The organism is Acinetobacter sp. YH12086 (genome assembly GCF_013419345.1).
GTDB classification, from domain to species: domain Bacteria; phylum Pseudomonadota; class Gammaproteobacteria; order Pseudomonadales; family Moraxellaceae; genus Acinetobacter; species Acinetobacter amyesii.
In genome coordinates this window covers 292,673-312,210 of the sequence record NZ_VPAF01000001.1, presented here as the reverse complement: position 1 = coordinate 312,210, position 19,538 = coordinate 292,673, and the positions used below count along the sequence as shown (strand labels likewise).

Here is a 19,538-nt window from a genome sequence, read left to right as displayed (position 1 = left end):
AAAGACTTTCTTGATTATATTGATAATGCTAACTGAAGATTTCGAGTTATTCACACGAATGGCGACACTGGGTTCAATCAGTCAAGCCGCAAAAGAGGCCAATCTCTCTGTTTCTGTCGCTAGTAGCCGTCTACACAGACTTGAACAAAGTTTAGGGCTACGCCTATTTCATCGCACTACACGGCAACTACATTTAACACAGGAAGGTGCTGTTTTATTGCAACAAGGTTTTCCCTTGCTCGAACAATTTAATTCTCTGATAGGCCAATTTCAACCTGAACCACAACAACTTAGTGGGGTATTAAAAATCACATGTTCAGAAGTTTTTGGAAATCGTATTTTAGGGCCAGTATTTGCAGCCTTTGCCAAGTTGCATCCAACATTGACTTTGGATATTGAACAGACCGATCAAAATTTAGATTTGGTCTCCGCAGGTTTAGATGTTGCGATACGTATTGGACAGTTAGAAGACTCATCACTGATTGCTAAACCGCTCAGCTTAAACCGTCGTATTTTGTGTGCCTCGCCTAGCTATATCGAACAACATGGCGAACCTCACTCCCTAGAAGAGCTCTCTATACACCAATGCATTTTACAGAAATACCCTAAGGGTGTTTCGCAGCTTTGGACATTCGTCCAAGATCAACACAACATAAATATACCTGTTTCAGGACAAGTTCATATCAACTCAGGTGAAGGCGTACGCCAAGCAGCACTTGCAGGTTTAGGCATCTCAAACCACTCCATCTGGCATGTGGAGGACGATCTACTCTCTGGCCGACTTATCCAAGTTCTACCCAAGATCCCTGTTCAAAGTACTGCAATCTATGTGGTAATTCCGCATCGACATTTTGTTCCGCCTAAAGTACAGGCTTTTATGCGACACTTGGACGATTATTTTCAGCATCAATATGCTTGGTACGTATCGCCGAATTTATCTGAAAATTAGGCCAAAAATTTATCTTAAATTACTGTTAAAAGTCTTAATCAGCGGCGGAAGTTCAACTTCTAAGCTGCTATACATTTCACGCTCAATGTTTCGTACAATCGAGTCCAGCGGTAAATCATTTTCCTGCAAGCCAAAAGGCTCTTCCAGTTCTGCACTTAACGCATCCAAACCTAAAAATAAATATGCAATCAAAGCCACAATGACAGGTGTCCATATCCCTAAACTGGCCTCTAGGCTAAATGGCAAAATCAGACAAAATGAATACACTGCGCGATGTAAAAGCACCGAATAGGAAAATGGTAATGGCGTGGTCATAATACGGTCACAGCCTGCATGGATATCACCCATCGCTACAGTATGACGTGTGAGCGTGCTGTAAATAATGTCTGTAATGTGACCTTGCTTATAGGCTTTGACTAAATCTTTTTGAATAATTTCAAGTAAATACTGTGGTGCATTGATATTGTCTCGGCATTGCTGCCATTGCTGATCCGTCAAAGCTACGCCGTCTTTAAAATGTGCAATATCTTGTGATTCATAGCGTAAGCGATCACGTAACAAATTGCAAAACAGCATGATGCGGTACATCAACACGTTTCTTTGCTCATCTTCAAGGACATGGCTATCACGAATCATGTGGCGTGTATTGGCAATCAATGAGCCCCAAAGCTTGCGCCCTTCCCACCAACGGTCATAACAGGCAGTATTTCGAAAGCTCAAAAAAATCGACAGAATCACCCCAAAGATGGTAAATCCGATGGCTGGAACTTCAGGCGTATTCAGGTAGTGTGCAGCGCTTAGATACACCAAAATCGCCGACAAACTCACGACGATAGCCAACGCAGGCATGACTTTTGGGAGTATCGTGCCATGCCATGCAAATAAAAGTTTAAAGCTATTATTTTTATTTCGAATGATCACTTATTTCCCCTCTGTACTGCCTTAATGAACCATCTCAAGCATGAAAAAAGCCCAACCGAAGTTGAGCTTAATCTTAACCTACTTGATCTTAACCTATTGGGGGATTCAAAGATGAATCCCTTTAAAAACTAAGATTTTATTTACCCGGTTTAAAACTGTCTTTCAAATCTAAGATGCGGTTAAACACTGGTTTTTCAGCTGTATGATCAAACTGATCTGCAACAAAGTAACCTTCACGTTCAAATTGGAAACGATCTTCAGGTTTTGCTTCTGCCAATGCAGGCTCAATGACCGCTTGAACCACTTTAAGTGATTCTGGATTTAAGTTTGCAAGGAAGTCATCACCCACTTCAGGGTCTGATTCAGTGAATAAACGGTCGTAGATACGAACTTCCGCAGCAATACCCTTGCTTGCAGAAACCCAATGTACAACACCTTTCACTTTACGGCCTTCAGGGTTTTTACCTAAAGTTTCAGGGTCGATTGAACATTTCAATTCAACCACTTCACCGTTCTCGTCTTTAATCACTTCATCACACTTAATGACATACGCATGACGTAAACGCACTTCACCGCCCGGAATCAGACGTTTAAAGCCTTTAGGCGCAACTTCTTCAAAGTCTTTACGATCAATGTAAATGTCTTGAGTCAACGGAATGATACGGTCACCCATGTCTACATTTGGATGACGTGCATGCACCAAATCCATTGCTTCAGGCAAGTTAGTTAAAGTCACTTTGAGTGGATTCAACACTGCCATACCACGCGAAGCAGTATTTTCTAAAGACTGACGGATGCAATATTCGAGCATTGCAACATCAACAATACTACCATCGACTTTAGTTACGCCAACACGTTTACAGAAGTCACGCAGACCTTCTGGGGTAAAGCCGCGACGGCGCATACCCACAACGGTAGGCATACGCGGGTCATCCCAACCATTCACAAATCCACCTTCAACCAATTTACGTAATTTACGTTTAGAGGTAATGGTGTAATCTACATTTAGGCGGCTTGATTCATACTGATGTGGTACAGATGGTGATTTAACTTTCTCGACAACCCAGTCGTAAAATGGACGGTGATCAACAAACTCTAGTGTACACAGTGAATGCGTAACCCCTTCAATGGCATCTGATAATGGATGCGCATAATCGTACATTGGGTACATTTTCCATTTATCACCAGTTTGGTGATGTTCAGAATGCAAAATACGATACAAAATAGGATCACGCATATGAATGTTAGGTGAAGTCATGTCAATTTTGGCACGTAGTACTGCCTGACCTTCTCCCAACTCACCATTACGCATTTGTTCAAAACGCGCTAAGTTTTCTTCTACGCTAGCATCACGTTGCGGCGAATTTTTACCCGGCTCCACAAAATTACCGCGGTTTAGTTTGATTTCTTCAGGGCTCTGCAAATCCACATAAGCATCACCTTGTTCAATCAATTGCACTGCCCAAGTGTAAAGCTGATCAAAATAGCTTGATGCATAACGTGGCTCGCCGTTCCACTCAAAACCTAGCCATTTCACGTCATTGGCAATACCGTCTACATACTCTTGCTCTTCGGCATCCGGGTTTGTATCGTCAAAACGGAGGTTACATAGACCTGCGAATTCTTGAGCAATACCAAAGTTTAGACAAATAGCTTTTACATGACCAATATGTAGGTAGCCGTTTGGCTCTGGTGGGAAACGTGTTACAACTTGTTCGGTACGACCTGCAGATAAATCATCGGTAATGACTTGACGTACAAAATCTAAGCCTGGCTGTTGTTCCTGCTGCGCAGCTTCGACAGGGGCATTGTTCTTGGTTGTCGGATTGTTAGGCAGGGATGAAACAACATCGTTTGGCTTCATGGTAATAAAATCACTTCTATAAAGATAAAATTAGGATAATTAAAACGCTTTTCTTTATTTTTAACAAAGAAAGTAACGTTTTTACTTGCCTTGTAGTTTACAGTTTGCTTATGCTTCTCACAACCAAAAAACCCATGGCTTTCATGTCCATGTACAGGAGATTACACAATGAGTTTTCCTCAAGTCGAATTAAACACCAATAAAGGTCGTATTGTTCTTGAGCTTAACACTGAAAAAGCACCTAAAACTGCTGAAAACTTCTTACAGTATGTTCGCGATGGTTTCTATGACGGCGTGATTTTCCACCGTGTTATTGATGGTTTCATGATCCAAGGCGGCGGCATGGATGAAAACTTCAAAGAAAAAACAACTCGTGATTCTATTGAAAACGAAGCTGACAACGGTTTAAGCAATGATGTTGGTACGATCGCTATGGCACGTACTCAAGCACCTCATTCTGCTTCAGCTCAATTCTTCATTAACGTGAAAAACAACTCCTTCCTTAACCACACTGGTAAAACAGCGCAAGGTTGGGGCTATGCAGTATTTGGTAAAGTAGTTGAAGGTCTTGACGTTGTTGACGCAATCAAAAGCGTTCGCACTGGTAACCGTGGTTACCACGCAGACGTTCCTCTAGAGAACGTTGTAATTGAATCAGCTAAAATCATTTCTGAGTAATTTTTAAATTCTCCCTGAGTAGCATTGCTGCGCAAGTCCCTTTAATAACGGAGGGAGTTTCAATATTAAATAAATGTCGGAACTCCTCCCTTTTCTAAAGGGAGGCTGGGAGGGATTTTTAGAATAAGGAAAAGATTCGTGACCTATCTGTTTATCGCTGATTTACATTTGTCACCTGAACACCCTCGACTCGTTCGGGGGTTTTTAGCTTTGTTAGAACAATACAAAACTCAAAATACCCAGCTGTATATTTTAGGTGATTGGTTTAATGCTTGGATTGGTGATGACTTTACTGCTCCATGGTTAGATGAAATCATTGCAGCGCTAAAAGATTTTACTGCTTTGGGAAATCAAATTTATTTCCAAGTAGGTAATCGTGACTTTGCATTGGGTCAAAAGTTTTTAGATAAATTTCACGGTCAATTATTACAAGACGTGGATTATCTCCACATTAGCAACTATAAAATTCGCCTTGAACATGGAGATTTACTTTGCACCGATGATGTGTCTTACCAAAAGTTTCGTAAAGTGATTCGTAATCCTTTGCTTTTAGGTTTCTTAAAAATCTTACCGCTTAGCATTCGACAAAAAATCGCCAATGGCTTCCGCAAAAAAAGTACAGAAACCAAGCAAGTTAAATCTTATGAAATCATGGATGTAAATGCCGAAGCTGTAGAAAAAGCTTTAGAGCATGTCGATCTACTGATTCATGGACATACCCACCGGCCCCAAATACATGATGTGCATGGAAAACTACGTATCGTTTTAGGGGACTGGCGCGCAGAACAAGCTCAAATATTAGAGGTTGGTGAAAACCCATCTGTGAGTGATTTAAAATTAAAAAAATGGTCTTACTAACCCTTAGGCTTTAGTTAAACCTGCCGTCATATTTGGTTAAAACAATACATCCAGATATCAAGACATAGCCTTTTACCAGACTATCTCAACAGATTTTCAATTGAACTGAATCCTACATATAGCAGATCAACGTCATTTAAAATCTTAAAAAAAACAAGGTTTAAACTTAAAAATAATTTCACGAGGAATTCACTATGGACTACTTTCATCCACAGTGAACATCTTCAGATATTAATTAAGCAGCAATGACAGGTTGCTCAACTGCTGGACTATTACCAATTTGCCATACATATGGTAGCGGCGTTTGATTAATCTCCCAATCACCAATGACTTTCTGTTTATAAATAAGTGGATTATGCGATGACACTACACGAGCATTACGCCAAAAGCGGTCTAACTGTTTAGTTGTCGAGCTTGCTGAAGCGCCCAAGGCATTAAACAACTCACTACTCAAATTTAGTACCAACTCTGATATGACCACTTGCCCTTTAGAGGATTCAAGCTCCGCACGGTCATTCGCTTGCTGATCCAACTGGGTATCAGACTGAAAATGACTTAAATATGCGACATCCAAAGCTTCTGCTGCACGAAGTGTAATTGCTTCAGCTGCATAAGACTGTGCCGACGCCTTACCAATCACTTGTAAAATTTGTGCATCATCTCGAACTAAATCAGCATTACCATGGCTGTAAATACGTGTGCGTTCACGGACTTCATTACTGAAAACGTCCACAGCATTCTGTGCTATACCTGCCAGCGTTGCCAAATGCACGACCTGATAGAACGCCGTTTGATATTTAAAGCGCTGATCGAATGGCAAAATATGATCACGATCAATGCTGACATCTTGAATATTCAGTGTGCCGCTGCCTGTGGTTTTTTGGCCAAAGCCATCCCAGTCATCGTATACTTGTATGCCAGCGTCATGTGTTGAAACTGCGGCTATAACATGTTGATTCGTTGTTTCATCTAAAGCGAATAGATCGATCCAATCTGCAAAGATTGTTCCGGTAGAATAGTATTTTTGACCATTGACCCTTAGCTGACCTTGCACATTTTCAGTAACTCGGGTAGCAACATCTCCAATTTCAACTTTTCCGATTTCTGTCCAAGCATTACCGACCAAATCGCCTTGCAGAAAGCGCTTAAACCAAACTGTTTGATCTTGTGTTTTTTGCGCATTTAAACGGTCTTCTACAAAAGCAAAATGACCTCTTAATGCCTGTACAACATTAGAATCGGCCTTAGCCAATTCAATTAACAGCTGAAACAACTGTTTTTGTGAAACCCCGTCACCGCCAAAAGCCACGGGTACACGGACCGCACCAAATCCAGCTTGTTTTAACCATGAAATTGCATCATACGGCAGTTTCCTATTTTGTTCCCGCGCCAAAGCGCCTTCTGCAATTCTCTGAAAAATCGGACGGAACTTAGCGGCCACTTGATCATAGTCAGCACCTAAAGATAAGGGCTGTTTATTATTTTGAATCGTCATAATCTTCTCCTCTTAACTCCAAGCATGGCGCGGCGGTGGTACATCATTTAAATAGTAGTTGCCTACAATATTCAGCTTCCAACGTACGGGATCGTGCAAAGTATGCGTGCGCGCATTACGCCAATGACGGTCTAAATTCAGCTCAGACAATGTTGATCGTGTGCCTGAGAGTTCAAATAGTTTATTCGCCGCAAGTAACGCAATTTCAGTCGTCAGGACCTTAGATTCTGCTGTTAGTAGTGTTGCCTCTGACACCGTTTCTTCTGTTGGGTTCTCTACGGCTCGGTCTATCGCTTCACCCGCCAAAGCCAACACTGCCTCTGCAGCTCGGAGTTTAATTTTCAACTCGCCGATGTTGGCAATCGTATACGGATCTTGCACCGCCTTTTCTAAGCCCGAATCAATCCAAGGACGTGCATGCTGGCGCACATATTGAATCGTTTCATTAATCGCACCGCGCGCAATACCAGCATCGACAGCAGATTGAATGAATTGAGAAATAGCGCCCGCAGCCGTTGGACGTTCAAAAGCTTGATGAATGGATACAATGTGATTTAAATCCACTTTGACATTGTCCAACAGTACAGAACCGCTGACTGTCGTTCTTTGTCCAAAACCACTCCAGTCGTTAATAATGGTTAAACCAGGCGTATGCTGGGGTACTAAGGCTGCATAAGGCTTTCCATCATTCACTGCAACCACAGGTATCCAATGTGCAAGCAAAGCGCCTGTTGCAAAGAATTTTTGACCATTAATGAGCGCATGATCATCTTTAAACTCAATGGCTGTTGTTAAATCTGCAACTGTTTTGGAACCTTTTTCTGAAAATGCATTGCCAAAGCGTTTACCTTGTAAGACTTGATCAAAGAAAAACTCTTGCTGTGATAGATTTGCATCCAAACGAATATGCTCGACAAAGGCCCAATGGTTTTGGGCAATTTGTCCTAGGGATGAGTCTGCACTAGAAATAATTTTGACCACTTCTGCAAGGGTTTTATAACTCACTCCTGCACCACCAAATTGACGCGGTACAGTAATGCCCCACAAGCCTGATGCTGAATATTGCTGTACTTCCTGTAAAGGTAAGCGGCGTTCATGATCGCGTTTAGCTGATTCTTTTGTAAATTCCACAGCTAATTGTTCAGCAACCTCGATAGCTTCTTGATCAGATCGAATAATATGCGCTAAACCGTTAGATTGATAGAAATCGCGCGGAATGTTTTGCGCCTCTTTTAGTTTAATTTCAATTTTTGAAGTCATTATTAAAATGCTCAGTTTAGATATTATTCAAATAAGCTAGCACTTTTTATTTTGATTATTTATAGAATTATCATCAAAACAAATCAGTTTTCATGACATGGAATTTACATTTTTAATTGTCAAACAAAATCTTTATAAACCGTACCAAACAAAAAAAATATCTGCTTATCCATATGAATATATGAAGTATTCAAAAATTATGATTAGCATTTATTCAGATTTGTTTTTGACTTTTTATTAATAAATGCAGCTGTATTTTTATATACCCTCTTATGCAAGAGATTAAATAACCCAGTAAAAAATCATGTCTAAAAATATTCGCTTCAATGCCTTTGAAATGAACTGTATTGCACATCAGTCACCCGGTCTATGGCGTCATCCATTAGACCGTTCTACAGAATACAAAGACCTAGAATATTGGACCGACTTAGCTAAAATTTTAGAACGCGGAAAATTTGATGGTGTCTTTATAGCAGATGTTTTGGGTATCTATGATGTCTATCATGGTTCTGCTGAACATGCGCTGACTGGCGCAGTGCAAGTGCCAGTGAATGATCCTTTGCAAATTGTTCCCGCAATGGCAGCTGTCACCAAACATTTAGGCTTTGGTGTCACGACTTCGATTTCATTTGAACATCCCTATCCTTTTGCACGACGTATGAGCACTTTAGATCACCTGACGAAAGGCCGTGCAGGTTGGAACATTGTGACTTCTTATCTAGAAAGTGGCTCTAAAAATCTAGGTCTGAAAACCCAAGTCAGCCATGATAACCGCTATGACATTGCAGATGAATATTTAGAGGTCCTCTATAAACTCTGGGAAGGTTCTTGGGAAGATGATGCTGTGCTACGCGATAAGCAAAAAGGGATTTTTGCCGATCACCGTAAAGTGCATCCAATTCAACATGAAGGAAAATACTTTACTGTTCCCGGCACTCATATTTGTGAACCTTCACCCCAGCGTACACCGGTTTTATATCAAGCTGGCGCTTCAGCACGCGGACAACAGTTTGCTAGTCAAAATGCGGAATGTGTTTTCATCTCTGCACCAACTCAAATTGCTGTAAAAAAGCTGGCAGATGGTATTCGGCATAATTTAGTGAAAGAAGGCAAAGATCCGAATTCTGTTCTGATCTATACCATGCTGGCCATAGTGGTTGATGAGACCGATGAAAAAGCCCAAGCTAAGTTCCGTGAATATCAGCAATATGGCAGCTATGACGGCGGCTTGACCCTGGTTTCTGGCTGGTCAGGTGTCGACTTTTCTCAGTTTAAACCAACAGATCAAGTGGAATACATTCAAACCGATGCCATTCAATCTATGCTGCAATCTTATGTAGAGGCAGATCCTGATAAAATTTGGACGATTCAGGAAATTGCAAAATGGACCAGTGTCGGCGGTAACGGACCTGTTATTGTCGGCTCTCCAGCAACCGTGGCAGACCGTTTACAGGAGTGGATTGAGTACACTGGTATCGATGGCTTTAACTTAGCCTACATATTGGCGCATAAGAGTTTTGAAGATATTGTGGAATACGTGGTACCAGAATTACAACGTCGTGGTGTATATCAAACAGAATATGCTGACGGAACCTTGCGTGAAAAACTCTTCGGCCAAGGCGCGAAATTGCCCGACAACCACCGTGCGGCGCAATACCGATATAAAAAATCACGCTCAAGTTGCGAATAAGCATCAACACCTTGAAATGGCTTAAGCCGCTTTTTTAGGCAAAAAAAACAGCAGATGATCTGCTGTTTTTTTCATTTAAGCTAAGCGATATAGCTGGTTTGGGCCAGTATAGAAGCTTTTGCCATCTAGATTCAGGTTAAATGTCTCGCCTGTTTCTAATTCAATCATTTGCCCAACATCAACCCAAATTAAACCAGCATTGGTATTTTGTTGACGTTTCAAAGGCACCAATTTCACATTAATTTCATCGCCATTTACAGCTTTGGCAGTTTGCCAAGTATTTAAAATATTCAAAAGATTTACTCAACATGTGAGCTTTTTGTGACAGAACAAAGAGATTAATCAATCGGGTTTGGAATAATAATTCTGTAGTTACAAAGATAAGATTCAAGTCAGAAGCTTGAATACAGATAAATCACAATCAGCTAAATAAAAAAGATAAGCAGGAACATTACCCGCTTCGAGTTAAGCAGAAGTATACAATATTGCGCTTTGATTAGCAAAAGTAGAGTTTACATATACTCTAAGCCACTACTTTTGCTAAAATTATTGAATTAAAAATTTTAACCATCGAGTAAATTAATTACCCATACAGTGAATAATATAACGAAGGATGTATCGCTTAGTAACCACCTTCTGTTTTCGTAACTGGGGTATCATTTTTGTATTTCGATAAAAGTTCACGTAACGAATTCATGAGCACACTGGTATCGACACCCACGGCAACAAATTCTGTGCCTAACTCGATATATTTCTGAGTCACATCATGTTGTGTCGACAAAATACCTGCAGCTTTACCCGCCTTACGTATGCGCTGAATCGCATCAATCACGGTTTTTTGTACTTCAGGATGATTCGGATTCCCTTGATAACCCATCGTCGCCGACAAATCCACGGCACCAATAAACACCCCATCGATGCCATCAATTTTCAGTATTTCATCTAAGTTTTTAATCCCTTCAATTGACTCAATCTGAATCAGTAAACAGATATTTTCATGTGCATTTGCATAATAGTCAGGAATACTGTTCCAACGTGTTGCACGTGCTAATGCTGCACCAACGCCTCTAATACCCTCGGGTGGATAACGTACTGCCTTAACCATAAGTTGAGCTTGTTCAACAGTTTCGACCATAGGGATGAGCAAGGTTTGCGCACCGATATCCAACAATTGTTTAATCAGTTGCACACTACCAATTGGAGGTCGAACCACAGCCTGCGAAGGATATGCTGCAATACTTTGCAGTTGCGACAATGTCGTCCGCAAGTCACTTGGCGCATGCTCACCATCAATGAGCAACCAGTCATAACCTGCATTTGCAGCTATTTCAGTACCATAAGCATCGGCTAAACCGACCCACAAACCAATCTGCTGTTCGGTTTTTAATTTTTTCTTGAAATGATTGGTGTAATCCATCGCTGCTGTCTCATGCTTAAACTATGATTAACTACAATTGATTAAACGCCTTTTGGCAAAAACTACCAATAGCATTTATCTATCTTATGATTTTATATAACTCTAATTCGCACTTCATACAGCTTAAATCTGTTAATTTTTAGCCAATGAGTACAGCATATACAACTAAGATCTATCTTTGGAAAATTTTCTCCTTAGACCATTTGGCCATTTATCCGCTAAACTACAGCAAACTATATCTGGAGATATTCGATGGATCTGTTAAACGTATCAAAACAACGCTATACCACGAAAGCATATAATCCTGCTAAAAAAATTCCACAGGAACAATTTGAGCGTTTATTACAAATACTCCGTTTAACACCATCTTCCATTAATATTCAGCCTTGGCATTTTTTTATTGCAGATCATGATGCAGCCAAGCAACGCATTGCCAAAGCCTTAGTAGGAAAATATGCCTACAATGCCCCAAAAGTTTTAGATTCATCACATACGATTTTATTCTGTACTAAAGCAGACATCACTGCAGAGCATTTAGATAATCTTTTAAATCAGGATGATCGTAGTGGTCGCTTTAAAGATGACAAAGCCAAACAAGGTCAAAAAGACAGCCGTACAGGTTATGTCGATTATTATCGTAATGAAAAAGGTGATATTCAACGTTGGGCTGAAAACCAAACATTTATTGCTTTAGGTCAAATGCTTTTGGCAGCAGGCATTGAAGGTGTGGATGCAACACCGATTGGTGGATTTGACGAAGCGATCATCACTGAAGAATTGGGCTTAGTTGAACAAAACTTGATTCCTTCTGTACTGATGACTTTAGGCTATCGTAGCGAAAATGATTTCAATGCGAAATTACCTAAATCACGTCTGAATGCTGAAGAAATTTTTACACACCTCTAAGCTTTCCATAAAACCGACGAAAGGGGCAATTTTGCCTCTTTTTTGTCATTTCGGGACTTATTATTTAAACAATTATCGAGTATATTCTGCTCAAAATATACTCAGGTTTCTCCCTATGCCTACAGCTATAAAATTACCTATGAAATTTCATTGCGAAGCGTGCAATACGGTTTATTTACAAAAATATGCGGGCGATATGCTTCATAGCTATCCAAACTGCCCAAACTGTAAACAACCGGGTCAGTTACAAGGCACGATTGAAACTCAAGATTTCCTAAAACACCCCGTTGCAGTGGGTAAATGTTATTTTGAAAATACCTTACAACGATTTCAACAACTCACACGTTAACTAAGCATCTAAAACTAAAAGCCCTCAACTCGAGGGCTTTTTTTATAAAGATATATTTAGCAACAATGTGAAAATATAATATTTATAAATTGGTCTGAACTTTGCTGAATAAATTGAATAAAAACAACAAATCAAGCAGAGGTGGGACATGTCATATTTACTACAAATGCCGATGAAGTTTGAATGCGGTCATTGCCATCAAATGTATCTACATACTTATCAATATACTGATCATCACTGCCCTGAGTGTCCAACCTGTCGAGATCAAGGACTGCTCATGGGCGTGGCTGAATGGGATGATTTACTACAACACCCGATCGTTTTTGCTAAAAATTATCTTAGACATACATGGCATATGCTAAGCAAACCACACTCATGATCCCTGCAATCAAACCAAAGACGGTTGCGACTCTCAATTTTTCTTTAAAGATGATGAGGCCCGCAACCACGCCTAAAACCACGACCAGAATATTCATGCCAGCAAATACGATTGCAGGTGTGTCTTTAAGCAACATGTGGGCTTTCACATACAGTGCGATATTGGCAAAGTTCAAGAGACCTAAGCCCAATCCAGCGAGGATATTTTTGGTCTGCCCCAAACTGCCGTGCTGTACGATGTTATAAATACTCGAAAGTAAAAATGCACAAATAAACACCAAATTTAAAGTCACCGCAAACTGCATGCCCAAACCTGAAGCAAATTTTAATAGCACATCAATCAGTGCATAGCCTGCCCAAACGCTTAATAAAAATAAAATACCCTGCTTTCCATCAATGCTTCCCTTGCGCTGTGAAAATAAAATCAGCAATACCGCAAGTACACCAAGTGCTATACCAATGAGCTTAATAGCATTAAAATATTCACTGAAAATAAAATAGGCTGCGCTAAGAGAAAGCACAACAGATAAGCGCTGAGCCAATTCGGTTTTTAAAATACCCGCTGTTTGCAGTGAGCGTGCTAAGCAATAAAAAATCGTCGGCAGTAATACACCCAAAGCCGCAATTAAAACCCATGGTGTTTTATTAATCGAAATATGAGCTAGATCCGGCTTAAACCATAGAAAACATAAAATACTCGCAGATGCATAATTCCATGTGATCATTTGTGCAGGGTTAAAACCCCGATCACGACAGAGTTTTAGAATTACTGAAACGAGAACACTGCAAATCGCGGCAGCAAAGATCAATTCCATGACACGCTCTTATTCTTGAGTTGTATTTAAAGCAATTTTTCTAAGTTCAAATCAAAGAAAAGCCCACTTAATTGTGGGCTTTTCTTCAAAAATAATCTATCTCAAGACAAATTATTTATAGTGACTCACCATTTTCTCTAAAGAAATTGGACGAATCTTGTCAGCATTACCCGCTGTACCAAATGCTTCATAACGATCGATACAAATTTGTTTCATTGCATCAACAGTTGCAGAGAAGAATTTACGTGGGTCAAATTCAGCTGGTTTTTCAGCCATCATACGGCGCATAGCACCTGTAGAAGCAAGACGTAAGTCAGTATCGATATTAATTTTACGAACACCGTGTTTGATTGCGTCTACAAGTTGTTCTACTGGAACACCGTAAGTTTCGCCGATGTTACCGCCGAATTCATTAATTACAGCTAACCATTCTTGTGGCACAGAGCTTGAACCGTGCATTACAAGATGCGTATTTGGTAACGCAGCGTGAATTTCTTTAATACGGTCAATCGCTAAGATGTCACCTGTAGGTGGGCGAGTAAATTTGTACGCACCGTGTGAAGTACCCACTGCAATTGCAAGTGCGTCAACATTGGTATCAGCTACAAATGAACGCGCTTCTTCAACTGAAGTTAAAAGCTGAGAATGATCAAGTACGCCTTCAGCGCCTACACCATCTTCTTCACCAGCCATACCAGTTTCAAGGCTACCTAAACAACCGATTTCGCCTTCTACTGAAACGCCACACGCATGTGCCATTTGAACAGTACGACGAGTCACGTCTACGTTGTATTCGTATGAAGTTGGCGTTTTACCGTCTTCACCTAAAGAACCGTCCATCATCACTGATGAGAAGCCAAGTTGAATAGAACGTTGACATACATCAGGGCTAGTACCATGGTCTTGGTGCATAACCACAGGAATATGTGGCCATTCTTCGATTGCTGCCAAAATCAAATGACGCAAGAACGGAGCGCCTGCATACTTACGTGCACCCGCAGATGCTTGTACAATTACAGGTGAATTTGTTGCATCTGCTGCAAGCATAATTGCACGCATTTGTTCTAAGTTGTTTACGTTGAATGCTGGTACGCCGTAAGCATGTTCGCCGGCGTGATCCAAGAGCTGGCGCAATGAAATAAGAGCCATAATATCCTCCCAGGTAATGCCGCATATTCTACATGCTCAATCATTTCAATTCAGCAACAAATAACACTATTTAAAAAAAAATCCCTGCATTTGCAGGGACTTTTTAAATAAAGACAACAATCTTAGTGAGCTGCTGCTGCTGAAGCGGCTGTTTCAGCGTCAGCCGTTGCTTCGTCTGCAGGTGCATTTGCAATTTCAGCAGGAACATCTTGGTTCTTTTCATCCAATACTGGCTTATCAAGTTCATCAATGGCTTTTTGTTGTTCTGGCGTTGTTTGAGCATTGTCTACGGCAACAGCAGATGCTTCTGATTCCGTTGGTGCAGACTCTTTTTTAGCACAAGCTGTCAAAGTTAATGGTGCGATTAAAAGTACAGCAAGTGCAAGTTTTAAGTTCATCGTTGTTTCCTACTACTGCGAATTAGGTGTTGCGATGAATTTTATTGCAGAAATATTGCACTTTGATGACGGCAAAATGAATGGGCGATAAAAAAAGGCTGACCGAAGCCAACCTTTTTTAATACTGTACTATCTTATTAATAATACTAAATTAAGCACGGTCAAGAAGCGCTGCTACAGCAGGAAGAGTTTTACCTTCAACGAATTCAAGGAAAGCACCACCACCAGTCGAGATGTAACCAATATTGTCTGCAACTTCATATTTATCAATTGCAGCAAGCGTGTCACCACCACCCGCGATCGAGAAGCCTTCAGATTCTGCAATCGCTAAAGACAATGCTTTGGTGCCTTCGCCGAATTGATCAACTTCAAACACACCTACTGGACCATTCCATAGAATAGTTTTTGAAGTTTTCAAGATTTCTGCAAATGCTTTTGCAGTTTCAGGACCTACATCCAAAATCATGTCGTTGTCTGTTACATCTTCAACTTTTTTCACAACAGCTTTTGCAGCAGCTAATGAACCAAGGAAGTCAGCAAAATCAATTTCAGCAGCATCAGCAACAACAACATCTGTTGGAAGTGGTACAGATACTTTTGCAGCAATGGCTTTTGCTGTATCGATCAAGTCATTTTCACAAAGTGATTTACCAACATTGAAGCCCGCAGCAGCTAAGAATGTATTGGCAATACCACCACCCACGATCAATTGATCACAGATGTCAGATAGTGAAGTTAATACATCTAATTTAGTAGAAACTTTTGAGCCTGCAACAATCGCAACCATTGGTTTTGCAGGAGTTTTAAGTGCACGGCCTAGTGCATCAAGCTCAGCAGCAAGTAAAGGACCTGCAGCAGCCACTTTTGCACAACGTGCTACGCCTTCAGTCGATGCTTCTGCGCGGTGAGCCGTACCAAATGCATCCATAACGTAAACATCACAAAGTGCTGCATATTTAGCTGATAATTCAGGATTGTTTTTCTTTTCACCCACGTTGAAACGGCAGTTTTCTAGTAAAACCACTTGACCTGGCGCAACGTCAACACCGTCTAAATAATCAGTGATCAGTTGAACATCTTGACCCAAAGCTTCTGTTAAATAAGCGGCTACAGGTGCTAGAGACTGTTCTGCTTTAGGCTCACCTTCAACAGGACGACCTAAGTGTGAATACACCATTACAGCAGCACCTTTTTCTACAGCTGCTTTAATTGTTGGCAACGCCGCACGTAAGCGTGCATCGCTTGTAATCACGCCATTTTTAACTGGTACGTTAAGATCTTCACGGATCAGAACACGTTTACCCGCCAAATCTAGGTCAGTCATACGCTGAAAGTTCATGCATTACTCTCTTTTATTGATATCAAAACGCGACGATTTTAAATGATTATGCAGAAAAACGTTAGCTTCTTTTGCAGAAAAGCTATGTCGAGCCAAAGTTTTGTTATGATAGCGAAAAGCCTTATAAAGATTCAGCGCTTATGTCGATTCATCCAGACCCAAATATTAATCGTTTAAATGTTTTAGGCGAACCCTTGGCAAGCTGTTGTTTTGATCCGATTACCGGATATTTTAGAAATGGCTTTTGCCATACAGCAACAACAGACCTTGGTCAGCATACGATGTGTGCACAAATGACATCTGAATTTTTAAACTTTTCCCAAAAAGTTGGCAATGACCTAATCACACCCTTACCCGAAGTTGGTTTTCCAGGACTACAACCTGGTGACTTCTGGTGTATCTGTGTGACTCGCTGGGTGGAGGCATATCAAGAAGGATTTGCCCCACCTATTAAAATACAAGCGTGTCACCAAGCGGCGCTGTCTTATGTGCCGCTTGATGTACTTATGGAATATGCAGTGTAATGAGTACTCCCAAAATCATTTTGGCTTCGAGCAGCCAAACCCGTAAAGACCTGATGGACCGTTTACGGATTGATTACCACTCAATCGTACCAGATATAGACGAAACACCTCGTGGTGAGAACCACGCTGATGAGTTAGCAAAGCGACTGGCATTTGAAAAAGCTTCAGCAATTGCAAACCAACACCCAGACGCGATTGTGATTGGTTCTGACCAAGTCGCATGGCGCGAAGGCGCACCAGATATTTTTATCGGTAAACCACTTTGCGATGAAAAAGCCATTAAGCAGCTTCAAGCCAATTCTGACAAAATCGTTTATTTCAGTACGGCACTCAGTGTCCAACAAAAATCGACAGGTTTTGAACAAACCCTTGTCGAGCACTATAAAGTGAAATTTCGCAAACTAAGCTTGCCTGAAATTGAACGTTATGTTCAGGTTGAACAGCCGCTGCACTGCGCTGGCAGTTTTAAATGTGAAAGTTTAGGGATTAGCTTATTTGAAGAAATGATCGGGCAAGACCAAACCACACTCATGGGTATGCCGATGATTAAACTCTGCAATATTTTGCGTGAGCTTAAGATTTTAGTCCCATAATTTTAAAATTATTATCTGTTACAGCATAATAAACACATCATTAGCTCTTTATGGGCTAATGATTAAAAAGTCACTTACTTATTTATTACAACCAAGAACTGAAAACATGAAAACGTTTAATTTACTTTCATCTAGCCTCATTAGCATTAGCCTTCTATTTTGTTCGACAAACGGTCATACCAATACAGTAAATCAAACTATGACCAACTCTCAGCAATACAATAAAAACTTAGTCAATGAATGGGTTCAATATAAATTTATCTATGCTGAATTAGAACAACAAGGCGCTGCAATGCAGGAGCAAATCATTCAACAGCTAGGCACTAAGACCAAAACCGGTGGTAGTAACACGCCAGAACAACAAATCAATAAACTGGTTGCTCTAGGCAAACAAAAATTTGAAAGCATTCAGCCACAAACAGTTGAAGTAAAAAAACTTCTAAAACTACAAACCGAAAATGTTGAAATGATGGCAAAAGTCATGCCGAATCATTTCAAATTAATGTCTGATAAAGAAAATACTAAAATTGACACCAATGCACATTTTGAGCAATTCATGAAATTTTCAGCGACCACGGCTGCTGCCAATAGCTATGATTTGGAAGTTGAAAAATTAGTCATGCAATATCTCAAAGACAATCCTTTAAAATAGTCTCAAGCTAATCGAAATAATTTAATGAAATAGAGCCTTGCTAAAAACAGGAATCTCAAGGGACAATATATCCATTGAAATTGTATGTATTTAGCTATGGCTCATTCTCTTGACATCCTCGGCGGCATCAGCGCTGAACAATTCCTTGCCGAATATTGGCAAAAAAAACCATTATTGGTTCGAAATGCACTCCCTGAAATTGCCCAAATACTTGAACCGAAAGACGTTCTAGAATTGGCTTTAGAAGATAACGTCACTGCACGTCTCATCAAACAAAAAGATCGTGATCCTAACCAATGGACAGTAAAATCTTCTCCACTACTTAAAGCTGATTTTCAAAAAATGCCGAAACTGTGGACTTTATTGGTTCAAGCTGTCGATCATTATTCTTTTGACCTAGCCGAGCTTTGGAAGCAGTTTTCATTTATTCCGCAATGGCGTCGTGATGACATCATGGTGTCGTATGCACAAAAAGGCGGCTCTGTCGGACAACATTTTGATTTTTACGATGTCTTCCTCGTACAAGGCTATGGTCATCGCCGTTGGCAATTGGGTCAGATGTGTGATGCAGATACTGCATTTGTAGAAGGTCAACCACTTCGCTTACTACCAGAAATGGACGTACATTTTGATGAAGTGCTTGCTCCCGGCGACTTACTTTATGTGCCACCAGGCCTATCACACTATGGCGTAGCTGAAGATGAATGTCTGACCTATTCATTTGGCTTCCGCATGCCAAATGTCACTGAAATGATGGATCGAGTGACAGACAAATTCACAGACAATCCTCTACTTAAAAATCCATTAACTGACATTTTACGTGACCAAATCAGTGCGATTGGCCAAGTGACTGAAAATGAACTTGAGTATTTAAAAGAAAAGTTATTTGAACAATTGCAAAATTCAACCGTACTTGAAGATGCAATCATGAGCTTAATGTCAGAACCTAAATATCCTGACAATATTCCTGAAGCCGAAGAAATCGGCACTGGTGATCTTGAAGAGGCCTTAGATCAAGGCTATCAACTCATGTTAGAACCGGCTTCACGCTTACTATATACAGAGCAAGACGGTGATATTTTGTTTTGGGCAAATGGCGAAGGAATCTGTATCTCAGACGAATTTGCAGTGCATTTAAAAACCATTGCCGATGGCCAAAGTCTAGCGCTAGACGAATCTTTATATGATGCTGATATCTTAGAAGATATTGCCATGCTATTAAATGAATCTGTGCTGATGCTCGTCCCAACGGAAGCTGAATAAACTCAATAAAAAGGGAGCGTCATGCTCCCTTTTTATACTG

The 19,538-nt window shown here is 40.5% G+C and carries 20 protein-coding genes; 10 read left to right on the top strand and 10 right to left on the bottom strand.

Annotated elements, in window-relative coordinates:
- Nucleotides 1-25 precede the first annotated feature (25 nt).
- Complete coding sequence (locus tag FTU29_RS01575) at nucleotides 26-949, top strand: LysR family transcriptional regulator (RefSeq protein ID WP_180119971.1); 924 nt, start codon at nucleotides 26-28, stop codon at nucleotides 947-949.
- 9 nt (nucleotides 950-958) lie between these two features.
- On the opposite strand, the gene FTU29_RS01570 is transcribed toward FTU29_RS01575, so the two are convergent.
- Both FTU29_RS01570 and FTU29_RS01565 read right to left on the bottom strand, forming a co-directional pair.
- Nucleotides 959-1,870: a bestrophin family protein gene (locus FTU29_RS01570; protein WP_180119969.1), complete on the bottom strand. Its 912-nt coding sequence runs from the start codon at nucleotides 1,868-1,870 to the stop codon at nucleotides 959-961.
- A gap of 136 nt (nucleotides 1,871-2,006) precedes the next feature.
- The gene (locus FTU29_RS01565; RefSeq protein WP_078193499.1) at nucleotides 2,007-3,734 is read right to left on the bottom strand and encodes a glutamine--tRNA ligase/YqeY domain fusion protein; all 1,728 of its coding nucleotides are present in this window, start codon (nucleotides 3,732-3,734) and stop codon (nucleotides 2,007-2,009) included.
- 168 nt (nucleotides 3,735-3,902) lie between these two features.
- Here FTU29_RS01565 and FTU29_RS01560 point away from each other — a divergent pair, with 168 nt between their 5' ends.
- Together FTU29_RS01560 and FTU29_RS01555 are read left to right on the top strand one after the other, a co-directional pair.
- Nucleotides 3,903-4,412 carry a peptidylprolyl isomerase gene (locus FTU29_RS01560; RefSeq protein ID WP_078193500.1) on the top strand — a complete coding sequence of 170 codons (510 nt, stop codon included), beginning with the start codon at nucleotides 3,903-3,905 and terminating at the stop codon, nucleotides 4,410-4,412.
- 138 nt (nucleotides 4,413-4,550) lie between these two features.
- A complete protein-coding gene (locus FTU29_RS01555; RefSeq protein WP_180119967.1) occupies nucleotides 4,551-5,270 on the top strand; it encodes a UDP-2,3-diacylglucosamine diphosphatase in 720 nt (239 codons plus the stop codon).
- 235 nt (nucleotides 5,271-5,505) lie between these two features.
- Here FTU29_RS01555 and FTU29_RS01550 read toward each other — a convergent pair whose 3' ends face one another.
- Together FTU29_RS01550 and FTU29_RS01545 are read right to left on the bottom strand one after the other, a co-directional pair.
- Nucleotides 5,506-6,765, bottom strand: coding sequence for a monooxygenase (locus tag FTU29_RS01550; RefSeq protein WP_180119965.1), 1,260 nt, complete (start codon nucleotides 6,763-6,765; stop codon nucleotides 5,506-5,508).
- Between the two features lie 12 nt (nucleotides 6,766-6,777).
- A complete protein-coding gene (locus FTU29_RS01545) occupies nucleotides 6,778-8,025 on the bottom strand; it encodes an SfnB family sulfur acquisition oxidoreductase (RefSeq protein WP_180119963.1) in 1,248 nt (415 codons plus the stop codon).
- Between the two features lie 304 nt (nucleotides 8,026-8,329).
- Here FTU29_RS01545 and FTU29_RS01540 point away from each other — a divergent pair, with 304 nt between their 5' ends.
- A complete protein-coding gene (locus tag FTU29_RS01540; protein ID WP_180119961.1) occupies nucleotides 8,330-9,715 on the top strand; it encodes an LLM class flavin-dependent oxidoreductase in 1,386 nt (461 codons plus the stop codon).
- Nucleotides 9,716-9,790: 75 nt separating this feature from the next.
- On the opposite strand, the gene FTU29_RS01535 is transcribed toward FTU29_RS01540, so the two are convergent.
- Both FTU29_RS01535 and hpaI read right to left on the bottom strand, forming a co-directional pair.
- Nucleotides 9,791-10,009, bottom strand: coding sequence for a transposase (locus FTU29_RS01535; protein WP_111883736.1), 219 nt, complete (start codon nucleotides 10,007-10,009; stop codon nucleotides 9,791-9,793).
- Between the two features lie 328 nt (nucleotides 10,010-10,337).
- Nucleotides 10,338-11,132, bottom strand: a complete 795-nt coding sequence (gene hpaI / locus FTU29_RS01530; protein WP_078193506.1) for a 4-hydroxy-2-oxoheptanedioate aldolase — start codon at nucleotides 11,130-11,132, stop codon at nucleotides 10,338-10,340.
- Between the two features lie 252 nt (nucleotides 11,133-11,384).
- Between hpaI and nfsB the strand changes: the two genes are divergently transcribed.
- Both nfsB and FTU29_RS01520 read left to right on the top strand, forming a co-directional pair.
- The gene (gene nfsB, locus FTU29_RS01525) at nucleotides 11,385-12,038 is read left to right on the top strand and encodes an oxygen-insensitive NAD(P)H nitroreductase (RefSeq protein WP_111883737.1); all 654 of its coding nucleotides are present in this window, start codon (nucleotides 11,385-11,387) and stop codon (nucleotides 12,036-12,038) included.
- Between the two features lie 115 nt (nucleotides 12,039-12,153).
- Complete coding sequence (locus tag FTU29_RS01520; protein WP_078188692.1) at nucleotides 12,154-12,387, top strand: hypothetical protein; 234 nt, start codon at nucleotides 12,154-12,156, stop codon at nucleotides 12,385-12,387.
- Between the two features lie 338 nt (nucleotides 12,388-12,725).
- Here the strand turns inward: FTU29_RS01520 and FTU29_RS01515 are convergent, their stop codons facing one another.
- The 4 genes from FTU29_RS01515 to FTU29_RS01500 all read right to left on the bottom strand — a co-directional run bounded on the left by FTU29_RS01515 (nucleotide 12,726) and on the right by FTU29_RS01500 (nucleotide 16,466).
- Nucleotides 12,726-13,580: an EamA family transporter gene (locus FTU29_RS01515; RefSeq protein ID WP_180084315.1), complete on the bottom strand. Its 855-nt coding sequence runs from the start codon at nucleotides 13,578-13,580 to the stop codon at nucleotides 12,726-12,728.
- 111 nt (nucleotides 13,581-13,691) lie between these two features.
- The gene (fba, locus tag FTU29_RS01510; protein WP_078188695.1) at nucleotides 13,692-14,729 is read right to left on the bottom strand and encodes a class II fructose-bisphosphate aldolase; all 1,038 of its coding nucleotides are present in this window, start codon (nucleotides 14,727-14,729) and stop codon (nucleotides 13,692-13,694) included.
- Between the two features lie 122 nt (nucleotides 14,730-14,851).
- Entirely contained in the window at nucleotides 14,852-15,127 is a 276-nt protein-coding gene (locus tag FTU29_RS01505; protein ID WP_078193510.1) for a hypothetical protein, read from the bottom strand.
- A 151-nt stretch (nucleotides 15,128-15,278) separates the two neighbouring features.
- On the bottom strand, nucleotides 15,279-16,466 hold the full coding sequence (locus FTU29_RS01500) for a phosphoglycerate kinase (RefSeq protein WP_180078411.1): 1,188 nt from the start codon (nucleotides 16,464-16,466) through the stop codon (nucleotides 15,279-15,281).
- A 140-nt stretch (nucleotides 16,467-16,606) separates the two neighbouring features.
- Here FTU29_RS01500 and FTU29_RS01495 point away from each other — a divergent pair, with 140 nt between their 5' ends.
- The 4 genes from FTU29_RS01495 to FTU29_RS01480 all read left to right on the top strand — a co-directional run bounded on the left by FTU29_RS01495 (nucleotide 16,607) and on the right by FTU29_RS01480 (nucleotide 19,498).
- Nucleotides 16,607-16,990: a DUF2237 family protein gene (locus FTU29_RS01495; RefSeq protein WP_078188698.1), complete on the top strand. Its 384-nt coding sequence runs from the start codon at nucleotides 16,607-16,609 to the stop codon at nucleotides 16,988-16,990.
- Nucleotides 16,990-17,583 carry a nucleoside triphosphate pyrophosphatase gene (locus FTU29_RS01490; protein ID WP_180027243.1) on the top strand — a complete coding sequence of 198 codons (594 nt, stop codon included), beginning with the start codon at nucleotides 16,990-16,992 and terminating at the stop codon, nucleotides 17,581-17,583. The genes FTU29_RS01495 and FTU29_RS01490 overlap by 1 nt, the downstream gene beginning before the upstream one ends.
- Nucleotides 17,584-17,689: 106 nt before the next feature.
- Nucleotides 17,690-18,235 (top strand): hypothetical protein, encoded by a 546-nt coding sequence (locus FTU29_RS01485; RefSeq protein WP_180119959.1) that lies wholly within the window; start codon nucleotides 17,690-17,692, stop codon nucleotides 18,233-18,235.
- Nucleotides 18,236-18,331: 96 nt separating this feature from the next.
- Nucleotides 18,332-19,498: a cupin domain-containing protein gene (locus FTU29_RS01480; RefSeq protein ID WP_180119957.1), complete on the top strand. Its 1,167-nt coding sequence runs from the start codon at nucleotides 18,332-18,334 to the stop codon at nucleotides 19,496-19,498.
- The last annotated feature ends 40 nt before the right edge of the window (nucleotides 19,499-19,538 follow it).